12 protein-coding genes and 1 other RNA gene are annotated in these 7,414 nt (G+C 67.2%); 4 read left to right on the forward strand and 9 right to left on the reverse strand.

Translation table 11 applies throughout. From position 1 onward, the window contains the following. Window positions 1–11 precede the first annotated feature (11 nt). Window positions 12–638, reverse strand: a complete 627-nt coding sequence (gene thiE / locus EKL94_RS11435) for a thiamine phosphate synthase (protein WP_126929202.1) — start codon at window positions 636–638, stop codon at window positions 12–14. 34 nt (window positions 639–672) lie between these two features. Here thiE and EKL94_RS11440 point away from each other — a divergent pair, with 34 nt between their 5' ends. Next, complete coding sequence (locus EKL94_RS11440; protein WP_014038358.1) at window positions 673–897, forward strand: rubredoxin; 225 nt, start codon at window positions 673–675, stop codon at window positions 895–897. 78 nt (window positions 898–975) lie between these two features. Here EKL94_RS11440 and EKL94_RS11445 read toward each other — a convergent pair whose 3' ends face one another. From EKL94_RS11445 to EKL94_RS11480, 8 genes are all read right to left on the reverse strand, one after another. Beyond that, window positions 976–1,821, reverse strand: coding sequence for a SirB1 family protein (locus tag EKL94_RS11445; protein WP_010484022.1), 846 nt, complete (start codon window positions 1,819–1,821; stop codon window positions 976–978). A 180-nt stretch (window positions 1,822–2,001) separates the two neighbouring features. Beyond that, window positions 2,002–2,445, reverse strand: a complete 444-nt coding sequence (locus tag EKL94_RS11450) for a DUF192 domain-containing protein (RefSeq protein WP_126929203.1) — start codon at window positions 2,443–2,445, stop codon at window positions 2,002–2,004. A gap of 21 nt (window positions 2,446–2,466) precedes the next feature. Then, entirely contained in the window at window positions 2,467–3,114 is a 648-nt protein-coding gene (gene rpiA, locus EKL94_RS11455; RefSeq protein ID WP_126929204.1) for a ribose-5-phosphate isomerase RpiA, read from the reverse strand. A gap of 22 nt (window positions 3,115–3,136) precedes the next feature. After that, window positions 3,137–3,616 (reverse strand): EVE domain-containing protein, encoded by a 480-nt coding sequence (locus EKL94_RS11460; RefSeq protein ID WP_126929205.1) that lies wholly within the window; start codon window positions 3,614–3,616, stop codon window positions 3,137–3,139. After that, the gene (locus EKL94_RS11465) at window positions 3,613–4,206 is read right to left on the reverse strand and encodes a 5-formyltetrahydrofolate cyclo-ligase (protein ID WP_126929206.1); all 594 of its coding nucleotides are present in this window, start codon (window positions 4,204–4,206) and stop codon (window positions 3,613–3,615) included. Before EKL94_RS11465 ends, EKL94_RS11460 begins: the two co-directional genes overlap by 4 nt. Before the next feature lie 83 nt (window positions 4,207–4,289). Then, window positions 4,290–4,475: non-coding RNA, 6S RNA (gene ssrS / locus EKL94_RS11470), on the reverse strand. Between the two features lie 97 nt (window positions 4,476–4,572). Continuing rightward, a complete protein-coding gene (locus EKL94_RS11475) occupies window positions 4,573–4,869 on the reverse strand; it encodes a cell division protein ZapA (protein WP_006467013.1) in 297 nt (98 codons plus the stop codon). Continuing rightward, a complete protein-coding gene (locus EKL94_RS11480; RefSeq protein ID WP_005410898.1) occupies window positions 4,866–5,087 on the reverse strand; it encodes a TIGR02449 family protein in 222 nt (73 codons plus the stop codon). Before EKL94_RS11480 ends, EKL94_RS11475 begins: the two co-directional genes overlap by 4 nt. A gap of 153 nt (window positions 5,088–5,240) precedes the next feature. Between EKL94_RS11480 and EKL94_RS11485 the strand changes: the two genes are divergently transcribed. The 3 genes from EKL94_RS11485 to EKL94_RS11495 all read left to right on the forward strand — a co-directional run. Then, window positions 5,241–5,789 (forward strand): YecA/YgfB family protein, encoded by a 549-nt coding sequence (locus EKL94_RS11485; protein WP_126929207.1) that lies wholly within the window; start codon window positions 5,241–5,243, stop codon window positions 5,787–5,789. Between the two features lie 5 nt (window positions 5,790–5,794). Further along, window positions 5,795–7,117 carry an aminopeptidase P N-terminal domain-containing protein gene (locus EKL94_RS11490; RefSeq protein ID WP_126929208.1) on the forward strand — a complete coding sequence of 441 codons (1,323 nt, stop codon included), beginning with the start codon at window positions 5,795–5,797 and terminating at the stop codon, window positions 7,115–7,117. A gap of 187 nt (window positions 7,118–7,304) precedes the next feature. Next, the coding region (locus EKL94_RS11495) for a transposase (protein ID WP_148105805.1) at window positions 7,305–7,414 on the forward strand (110 nt) is incomplete at its 3' end.

Genomic DNA, 7,414 nt, shown 5'->3' on the forward strand with positions numbered 1-7,414 from the left:
TTTCCTGGGCATTACGCGAACTGGGCGAGGTAGGCGCGCTGGGTCGCGACCGGGTCTTCGGCGGCGAACACGCTGCTGACCACGGCGACCAGATCGGCGCCGGCGTCGATGATGGGACCGACATTGTCCGGCGTCAGGCCGCCGATCGCCACCCGCGGCACGCCCAGTGCGGCGCTTTGCCGCAGCAGGTCGGTATGGGCGCGGCTGCTGGTGATCTTGGTGGTGGTCGGGAAGAACGCACCGAAGGCCACATAGCTGGCGCCGGCCGCCACGGCCTTCTCGGCATTGGCCAGCTGGTCGTAGCAGGAGGCGCCGATGATGGCCTCGGCACCGAGCAGGGCGCGCGCGCTGGGGATGTCCCCGTCGGTGCCGCCCAGATGCACGCCGGCCGCGCCCACGGCCTTGGCCAGTGCCGGGTCGTCGTTGACGATCAGCGGCACGCCGTGTTCTGCACACAGTGCCCGCAGGGCGGTGGCCTGCTCGCGCCGCAGCGCGTCGCTGGCGGTCTTGTTGCGGTACTGCAGCCAAGTGGCGCCGGCGGCCAGTAGCGGCGCGGTACGGGCCAGCAGGCGCGCGGTATCGGGCTCGTCCGGGGTGATCAGGTAGACGCCGCGGGGCGCCGGGGAAGCAGAAGTCATCGATGGCTACCGGTGAGTGGACCGCGATGGGACAATGGCGGCCCGTGAATCCAGCCCTGATTATCCGATGAGCGATGCCACCCCCACCACCTTGCGCACCTGGATGTGCGTGGTCTGCGGCTTCCTTTACAGCGAAGCGGAAGGCTTGCCGGAGGAGGGCATCGCGCCGGGGACGCGCTGGGAAGACATTCCCGAGACCTGGACCTGCCCGGACTGCGGGGTGACCAAGGCCGATTTCGAGATGGTCGAGGTCGATTGACTGGTGGGGCCTGCAGGCCCTCCTGTGGGTGCGGACCGTTGGGGTGGGTGTGGACCGTTGGTCCACACACCGACGCCCTCAATGCAGCCGCGGCACCGGCCCGCCGAGGTCGATCAGCTTCTCGCGCAGCCACTGCGCATCGCTGGCCTCGGGATTGCGCTTCAGGTACTGCCCCAGGTCATGGCGGGCACCGGCCAGATACTCCAGCTGCAGGTAGGCCAGGCCGCGGTCGCGCAGCGCGTCGTCCTGCTCCGGGGCCAGCTTCAGCAGGCGGTCGGCACTGCGTGCGGCGCGGTCCCACTCGCCGGCTTCGGCGTAGACACCATGCAGGTTGCGCAGCATGCGCATCAGGATCGCGCGTGCCGGCGCCGGGTCGAGGATCTGCGCCAGCACCTGGTCGTCGGGCATCTGCCCGCCAAGATGTGACTTGGCCCGCTCGCGCAGTTCGTCCACATCCAGCGGGCGGCCGCCATTGAACGGATCCATCACCAGCACGCCGTCGTCCACCGGCAGGCGCACCAGGAAGTGGCCGGGGAAGGACACGCCATCGAGCGGAATGCCCAGCCGGCGCGCGACTTCCATCTGCACCAGCGCCAGCGAGATCGGGTTGCCCAGGCGGCGCTCGAACACCTGGTTGAGGTAGCTGTTGCGCGGGTCGTAGTACTCGTCGTGGTCGCCGCTGTAGCCCAGCTCATCGAACAGGTGGCGGTTGATCGCCGCCATCTTCAAGGGGCTGTTGTCGATGCTGTCCACTTCCGAGCGGAGGTGGTCGACATGGCTCTGGATCAACGCGTCGTAGGTGGACGGCTGCAGGTCGGGGTATTCATCGCGCGCGATCAGCAGCGCGGTCGGCAACAGTGGCAGCGCCTCGTCTTCGAGGTCGGCCAGTGCATCCCAGTCGGGGAGAGAGATCCGGTCCTGCATGACCACAGACTGGCGTCATTCGCAGGCGGTTTCAAGCGCTGTGGCGTGAAAAAGTCGTGTTCGGTGTAGATCTGCTTCAGGTGGGTGTGCACCTTGGTCCACACCCTGGCCTGATCGACCGGAGAGGGCCTGTGCCGACCAAGGTCGGCACCTACCTCCCCATCCACGCATGGCGTGGATCTACTCGATGCCCGGGCCGAAGGTCAGCTGCGTGCCGTCCTTCAACTGCAGCTTCTCGGCCTGGCCGGCGTTGAGTTCCAGCACATAGCGCGCCGGGCCACCGCTGGGGTAGGGCGGGCACATGTCGCCGGCCGAGCACGGCGGCACATCGCGCTGCTGGCTGACCAGCTTGCGCTGGTTGTCGAAGTACAGGATGTCCAGTGCAAGCTTGGTGTTCTTCATCCAGTACGCCTGCATTTCCTCGCGGTCGTGGATGAACAGCATGCCGTGGTCGGCGGCCATCTGGTCGCGGAACATCAACCCGCGCGCGCGGGTTTCATCGTTGGTGGCCAGCTCCACCTGGTAGCGGGCGCCATCCAGCTCGACCCAATGGCGGGCCGCGTCGGTGGCACAGCCGGCCAGGGCCAGCAGCGGAAGCATCAGCAGCGAACGCAACAGCGACATCGTCAGGATCCTTCGAAAGGGTCAGAGCACGACCGGCGGCTCGCCACCGATGATCACCACATCGGCGCGGCGGCGCGCGAACAGGCCGACGCAGACCACGCCCGGGAGCTGGTTGAGCTCGCGCTCCAGCTTTTCCGGATCGGTGATCTGCAGGTTGTGGATGTCCAGGATCTGGTTGCCGTTGTCGGTGACCACGCCTTCACGCCAGGTCGGCTGGCCGCCGGTCATGTCGCGGATCTGGCGGGCGATCAGGCTGCGCGCCATCGGGATCACTTCCACCGGCAGCGGGAACTTGCCCAGCACCGGCACCTGCTTGCTCGGGTCGACGATGCAGATGAAGCGCTCGCTGGCCTCGGCGATGATCTTCTCGCGGGTCAGCGCGGCGCCGCCGCCCTTGATCAGGCACTTGTTGGCGTCGCACTCATCGGCGCCGTCCACGTACAGCGACAGGTTGCCGCTGTGGTTCAGCTCGATCACCTCGATGCCGTGCTGCTTCAGGCGCGCGGTGCTCTGCTCGGAGCTGGACACGGCGCCCTTGATGCGATGCTGGATGCGGGCCAGGGCATCGATGAAATAGGCCACGGTGGAACCGGTGCCGACACCGACGATCATGCCGTCTTCTACGTACTCGATGGCTTTCTCGGCGGCCAGGCGCTTGGCTTCGGACATGGGAGAACTCTCAGGCAGGGAATCAGGATTTCTTTTCCAGCGACAGCAGCAGCTTCCACTGCGCGGCCGTCACCGGGAACACCGACAGGCGGTTGCCCTTGGCAACCAGCGGGAAGCCTTCACCGAGCGCTTCGGCATGCAGCTTGATCTCGTCCAGCGCGATCACCTGCTTGAGCTTGCGGTCGAAGCCCACGTCCACCAGCATCCAGCGCGGGTTCTCGCGCGTGCTCTTGGGGTCGTGGTAGTCGGATGTCGGGTCGAACTGGGTGTCGTCCGGGTAGGCCGTGCTGGCCACCGTGGCCAGGCCGACGATGCCCGGCACCTTGGTATTGGAGTGGTAGAACAGGATGCCGTCGCCGACCTGCATGCCATCGCGCATGAAGTTGCGCGCCTGGTAGTTGCGCACCCCGTTCCAGGGTTCGACCTTGACCTTGGCGAGGTCATCGATGGAGAAGGCGTCCGGTTCGGACTTCATCAGCCAGTAGCGCTTGCGGGCAGTCATGCGTTCACGGGGGCAGCGGAGGGGAACAGGGTGCCGTCTTCGGTGCAGATCGCATCCACCGGCACGTCCCACGACGCCACCGGCAAGGACTCGACCTGCTGCACCGCGAACGCAGCACCGACCAGCCAGGGCGGCGCCGGCCGATCATGGCGGAAGGCGAAGCTGCGATCATACCAGCCGCCCCCCATGCCCAGCCGCCGGCACTGCGTGTCGAAACCCACCAGCGGGGTCACCACCAGCGCCATCTGCGCCGGTTCCAGCGTGTCTTCCACCGCCACGTCCGGCTCGGGAATGCCGTAGCGGTTGCTGGTCAGCGGCTGCCCGGGCCGCCACGGTGCGAAGCGCAGCACGTCGCCGGCCAGCACCGGAAGGCAGTAGGTGAGTCCTGCGGGCAGCTGCAGCTGCCAGCGGTGCAGGGCGATTTCGCCATCCAGCGCCCAGTAGCCGGCCACGGCGCCTTCGCGCGGGGCGAACGGCAGGGCCAGCAGGGCATCGGCGAGGGATTCGGCGGCGGCGATGCGCTCAGCGGCGGAAAGGTCGCGGCGGCGTTGCCGCAGGTCGTGGCGCAGGGCCTGGCGCGGGTCGGTCATGGCAGCGTGCGGCAAGGATCAGCCGTCATTGTGCCGGAAAGAACAAGGGCGACGCCCGAAGACGCCGCCCTTGCTGGAATATTGCATTCTCCGCAATGTCGATGCATGCGAAACGACCTTGAACCCGGGGGCTCAAGTGGGAACGCTGGAGAACCATCGGGCTTCCCGCTACAAGGCGGACCTGCACTCCCGGCGCTGTCGCGCTCCCGGTGTCGTTCTTAAGGGACAAGGCGAATGTTTGCACATGCCGTCGAGTACCGCAGAGAACGCGTGGCCATTATAGCCAGCACGCCGGATCTGGATAGGCCGTTCGTCGGCAACAGTCCGTGCCAATTCAGATATGAGAAGACGCGTTTTGCACGATCTTCAGGCGCCGCCGTCGATGGCACGGTCCAAGCGCCGGTTCAGGTCGGCCAGGGTCTGCTGCAGGGCCACCGCCTGGCGGGCGTTTTCGTCGCGCAGCAGCTGCAGTTCGTGGGCCAGGTTCAACGCGGCCAGCACGGCGACGCGGTCGACCGCGGCCATGCGGTTGCTGCCGCGGATCTCGCGCATGCGCGCATCCAGCAGGCGCGCGGCGGCCATCAGGCTGTCGCGTTCATCGCCGCCGACGCCGACGGTGTATTCACGATCGAGGATGCGGACACTGACCGGTTCGGCGCTCATGTGTGCTGCTCCAGGGATTTGAGCCGGCTGATCATTGCTTCCACCCGCGAACGTGCCTGCTCATTCTTGGCCAGCAGCGTCGAGCGCTCGGCCACCAGCTGTTCCTGCTGGTGGCGCAGGCTGCGGTTCTCCTCGGCCAGGCGCTGGTTGCGTTCAAGCAACGCTTCCACGCGGGCGGCGAAGTCCTGCAGCTGGGCAAGGGGATCAGCGGGTTCCATACGGGCACGATAGGCAAGCCGGGTAAGGGCGGTCAAGCGTTGTCGCAGCAAGGCTGGACGGCTGCGGAGAGGATGCCGTCGGGTTGCTACACTACGGGGTCTCACGGGCGCGCGCGTGCGCGCCCCGGGTTTCCTTTCCGAACGAGCCGCACGATGACCGAACTTCCCTCCGTCGACGACGTTACCCGCGCCAGCCAGGAACTGGGCCTGGGCGCCACCGCTGCCGAGCTGCACGGCGCGCTGTGTGGCTGGCTGGCCGCCGGCGGCGCCCCTGGCAACGACTGGCCGGCGCGCGTACTGGCCGACGACAACCTGCCGCCGGTGGCCGCCGACAGCGTGCTGGCGCAGCTGCTGCAGGTCACCATCAAGCAGCTGGAAGACCGTGACTTCGCCTTCGAACTGCTGCTGACCGACGGCGACGACGTGTCCGCGCAGGCCGATGCCATGTTCAGCTGGACCCGTTCCTTCCTGGGCGGCTTCGGCCTGGGCAGCGGCGGCCGCCGCCCGACCCTGTCCGAAGAGGGCGAAGAAGCGCTGACCGACATGGCCAGCCTGGCGCGTGCCTCCAGCGAGGATTTCGAGGCTGGTGGTGACGATGACGACGAAGCCCTGTCGGAGATCGAGGAATTCATCCGCGTGGCGGTACTGCTGCTGCACGGTGACGTGGTGCTGGCCTCGCGCCATCGGCAGCGCCTGAACTGATGGACATCAAGCAGCGCACCGGCATCGCGGCCGGCGAATACAAGCGTCGCCGCCGCCAGCTGATGGACATGGCCGGCGAAGACGCGATCCTGGTGCTTCCCGCCGCCGCCGAGAAGGTGCGCAGCCTCGATACCCATTACCCGTTCCGGCAGGATTCGGACTTCCAGTACCTGAGCGGCTTCCCGGAGCCGGAAGCGGTGCTGGTGCTGATCCCGGGCCGCCGCCACGGCGAGGCCATCCTGTTCTGCCGCGAGCGTGATGCCGAACGCGAGGCCTGGGACGGCAGCCGTGCCGGCCAGGAAGGTGCGGTAGCGCAGTTCGGCATGGACGATGCGTATCCGATCGATGATCTGGACGACATCCTGCCGGGCCTGCTGGAAGGCCGTTCGCGCGTCTACTACCACTTCGGCCGCGACGCCGACTTCGACCTGAAGCTGATCGGCTGGGTCAACCGCGTGCGTTCGCAGGTGCGCCACGGCGCGCAGCCGCCGCATGAGTTCCTGGAGTTGGGCCACCTGCTGCACGAGCAGCGCCTGTTCAAGTCCGGTGCCGAAGTGGCGTTGATGCACCACGCCGCGCAGATCAGCGTGCGTGCGCATCTGGCCGCGATGAAGGCGGCAAAGGCCGGGATCCACGAATACGAACTGCAGGCTGAGCTGGAACGCGTGTTCCGCGCCAACGATGCCGTGCCGGCCTATTGCAGCATTGTGGGTGCCGGCCGCAACGGTTGCATCCTGCATTACCGCGACAACAACGCGCGTTCGCGTGATGGTGAGCTGGTGCTGATCGACGCCGGTGCCGAGTACCGTGGCTACGCCAGCGACATCACCCGCACGTTCCCGGTGAATGGTCGCTTCAGCGCCGAGCAGCGTGCACTGCACGACCTGGTCGGCGATGCGCAGGCCGCTGCGTTGGCCCAGGCCAAGCCGGGCGTGCCGTACGAGGCCGGCCACCTCGCGGCGGTGCAGACCCTGACCGAAGGCCTGCTGCGGCTGGGCCTGCTGAAGGGCACGCTGGAAAAGAACCTGTCCGAGGGCCTGTACCAGCGCTTCTACCGGCACAAGACCGGGCACTGGATCGGCATGGATGTTCACGACGTGGGCGATTACCGCCTGGCGGGCGATTCGCGCCTGCTGGAGCCGGGCATGGCGTTCACCATCGAGCCGGGGCTGTACATCGGCGTGGACGACACGACGGTGGAGCCGCGCTGGCGCGGTATCGGCATCCGTACCGAGGATGACGTGCTGATCACCGACGACGGCCATCGCGTGCTGACCGAAGGCCTGGCGCGCAGCGCCGACGAGATCGAAGCGGTGATGGCGGGGTAAGGGGTTTCGGCAGGGCTTGCAGCCCTGCACCTGCGGTAGTGCCGGCCGCTGGCCGGCAACCTCAACAGCAACAGCAACAGCGGGCATTCCGTGGGATGGCGGGGCACTGTGGGTTCGCGGGGACGCCGTAAACCCGTCCATGAAGTGACCCCCGGGAGTTGGACACCAGTTCCAACCCGAGGGATACATGAACAGATACGACGCGCGTTTCAAACTGCAGGTCGCCAAAGAGGCCTGCAAGACCTCCACATCGGTCAAAGCCATTGCCCGTCGCCATGGCCTGGAGTTCTCCACGGT

Source organism: Stenotrophomonas maltophilia, assembly GCF_003970865.1.
Lineage (GTDB): Bacteria > Pseudomonadota > Gammaproteobacteria > Xanthomonadales > Xanthomonadaceae > Stenotrophomonas > Stenotrophomonas maltophilia_AR.

Coding starts and splice junctions, on each gene's coding strand:
- thiE (WP_126929202.1), bottom strand. CDS start 638: ATGACTTCTGCTTCCCCGGCGCCCCGCGGCGTCTACCTGATCACCCCG.
- EKL94_RS11440 (WP_014038358.1), top strand. CDS start 673: ATGGCGGCCCGTGAATCCAGCCCTGATTATCCGATGAGCGATGCCACC.
- EKL94_RS11445 (WP_010484022.1), bottom strand. CDS start 1,821: ATGCAGGACCGGATCTCTCTCCCCGACTGGGATGCACTGGCCGACCTC.
- EKL94_RS11450 (WP_126929203.1), bottom strand. CDS start 2,445: ATGTCGCTGTTGCGTTCGCTGCTGATGCTTCCGCTGCTGGCCCTGGCC.
- rpiA (WP_126929204.1), bottom strand. CDS start 3,114: ATGTCCGAAGCCAAGCGCCTGGCCGCCGAGAAAGCCATCGAGTACGTA.
- EKL94_RS11460 (WP_126929205.1), bottom strand. CDS start 3,616: ATGACTGCCCGCAAGCGCTACTGGCTGATGAAGTCCGAACCGGACGCC.
- EKL94_RS11465 (WP_126929206.1), bottom strand. CDS start 4,206: ATGACCGACCCGCGCCAGGCCCTGCGCCACGACCTGCGGCAACGCCGC.
- EKL94_RS11475 (WP_006467013.1), bottom strand. CDS start 4,869: ATGAGCGCCGAACCGGTCAGTGTCCGCATCCTCGATCGTGAATACACC.
- EKL94_RS11480 (WP_005410898.1), bottom strand. CDS start 5,087: ATGGAACCCGCTGATCCCCTTGCCCAGCTGCAGGACTTCGCCGCCCGC.
- EKL94_RS11485 (WP_126929207.1), top strand. CDS start 5,241: ATGACCGAACTTCCCTCCGTCGACGACGTTACCCGCGCCAGCCAGGAA.